Below are 2,107 nucleotides of genomic sequence, written 5' to 3'. Positions count from 1 at the left end.
CCACCACCGGATTTACAGCCCCGGATAAACTCGCTTTCGGCTTTGGATTTCGCATCACCGCAGCCACTGAGTACCACTGTCGATAACATCAGGCAGATCGCGGAAAAATAACGTGCCGAACGGAGTGAACCGCCAGCAAGGGAAATGTTCATTGCTATATCCTTGAATAAACAGAGGGTTGAGTTTGATAAAACGGGTTAAAGGCCATCCTGTTGGGGGATGCCTTCATCCTGCAATCCGTGGCTGATGTCGTTAACCACTGTATCCGGGTCAAGCGAAATGGTCGCCAGATGCTTTCCGGTATCGGGGTTGCCCCGATACACATCGAGCGCGGCAAAAGGTTTGCCGTCATCATCCGAACCGGTAGAGACCTCGTAGGTGGTATCCCCGTTGCGGACGCTAAATTCCTGCAGGTTGATAACCTGGTTGCTCTGGTACGCGTAGCCCGTCGCCTGAGCCGGAACGGTAATATCCATCTCCTTATGCTCAGCGCCAGTCTTACCGAATGAATACGATACCGACGGGGTAACGATGCAGATTTCGACCTCCTTTTTGTGATTCAGGGTCTGTGCATAAAAGACGGGCTTTGCGCAGCGCTGATAATGCGCGTCGCGAAAGGCATCGGGCGTACCGGCATTCGCGTTCGGCAGCGATGCCAGCGTCAGTCCGATGCTTAATAACAGCAGGGCTGTGGGGTGTTTCATAGCCGGGCTCCTTTTAGTCCAGAGGTGGCTTCCGGGAACACTCCCCGGAAGGAATGAATAACGTTACTGATGAAGCGAAAGTGAGGCAGCGCGGAGATAAACTCTTCGCTGGCCGTCAGGGCATCAAGCTCAGGCTTGTTGCGAAAGGAGGTTTCCAGGACAGTGACGGCATTAATTTCTTCCATCCTGAAAACCTGGAGTGTTCTGGTGCGAGTGGTGACCAGAAACCAGCTTTTGCTCTGGAAGATCAGACGGTGTGGTGCTACGGTTTCATGAGTGCGTCCGTTAACCTGCAGCGTGACGGTGTGGTGATCGCGAATGGCTTCTGCCAGCAGTAAAAATGACGCTGACTGTGTGACTGCCGACGGTAAGCCGCCATGCCCGATAAGACAGGGCGATATCCCCGACGTGCTGGTGAGCAGCCGAATGAGCTTTCTGTTCTGGATGGGGATGATCCCTGAAATTCCCGTATTGTGGATAAAGGAGGATGTATCCGGCGAATGGGGCCGGAGAGGGCGTCGGGCAAGGCGGTAGGCTCCGCCGGAATGCTCAATACCCAGATGGAGCAGGCGCTGCTGGAAATCCCGTTGCAGCGTGCGTTCTGAGACAGCAAATTCATCAGCCAGTGTTTTCAGTACCAGGGCATGGCCCGCCAGTAGCCGACTGATGATGACAGACAGCCTGACGGCCAGGCGGTCATAACGATCGTGTTGTTCTTTCATTCTGAAATCAGCCTCCGGCTCTCCGTATGCTCCTGTTGATGGTGGAAAATTATGCCGTACCGGTTCGCCACGTTATGTCGTCCCTTTATGGTGGATGACGTAAAAATTATGACAACAACCAGTTTTAGTTAAGTGGCTGTAAGTAAAAGGGTATGAGAGTATTAAGGGAAGGTGAGTGATGTTTTTTACGACACATCCTGTCATTGGTGCGAAGGGCTGAGGGGATAAAAAAACCGTATCACAGAGACGCCGTGGCATTCACGTTATCGTCGACGGTGTCTTCCGGGATACGGTTGTACCCCATACCGTTTACTGGAGCCGCTGAGTGTTACGTCATATTGAAGGTCTGCTCACACTGTGTGCAGCAGTATTCATCAAATACCGTCCCGTCCAGCCTCTCACCGGCTACTGCTCCCGCTACTGCGCCAGCACAGGCGCCGGACAGAAACCCAATGAGCCCTCCGGCTATCGTACCGACAACCGGAATGACTGAACCTATCAGCGCACCGGCGGATGCACCTTCAAGCCCGGCAAGGCCTCCGGCCGTTGCGCCAATCACCCCACCCGTTTTTTTACCCACATGACGCAGTTGTATGTGTTGCGAACCGCAATTCGGACAATTCATTTTGTTCTCCCTTGTTACTGGCAATAAAAGCCGCCTGAATAAACAGGCGGGCCGTG

3 protein-coding genes are annotated in these 2,107 nt (G+C 53.5%); all 3 read right to left on the bottom strand.

The annotated features are described in order from the left end of the window. Positions 1–197: 197 nt before the first annotated feature. On the bottom strand, positions 198–704 hold the full coding sequence (locus ADK28_RS32965; protein WP_239686235.1) for a hypothetical protein: 507 nt from the start codon (positions 702–704) through the stop codon (positions 198–200). Next, the gene (locus ADK28_RS11035; RefSeq protein ID WP_048795676.1) at positions 701–1,426 is read right to left on the bottom strand and encodes a WYL domain-containing protein; all 726 of its coding nucleotides are present in this window, start codon (positions 1,424–1,426) and stop codon (positions 701–703) included. Before ADK28_RS11035 ends, ADK28_RS32965 begins: the two co-directional genes overlap by 4 nt. 328 nt (positions 1,427–1,754) lie before the next feature. After that, a partial coding sequence (locus ADK28_RS30025; RefSeq protein ID WP_239686234.1) for a complement resistance protein TraT occupies positions 1,755–2,107 on the bottom strand: 353 nt, incomplete at its 5' end.

It is taken from the genome of Serratia sp. 506_PEND, from assembly GCF_001076875.1.
Taxonomy (GTDB): domain Bacteria; phylum Pseudomonadota; class Gammaproteobacteria; order Enterobacterales; family Enterobacteriaceae; genus Serratia; species Serratia marcescens.
This window is presented reverse-complemented; position numbering and strand designations above follow the sequence as displayed.

What these genes read in the sequence shown, in the direction of transcription:
- ADK28_RS32965 (WP_239686235.1), bottom strand. Translation starts at nt 704, where the DNA reads ATGAAACACCCCACAGCCCTGCTGTTATTAAGCATCGGACTGACGCTG.
- ADK28_RS11035 (WP_048795676.1), bottom strand. Translation starts at nt 1,426, where the DNA reads ATGAAAGAACAACACGATCGTTATGACCGCCTGGCCGTCAGGCTGTCT.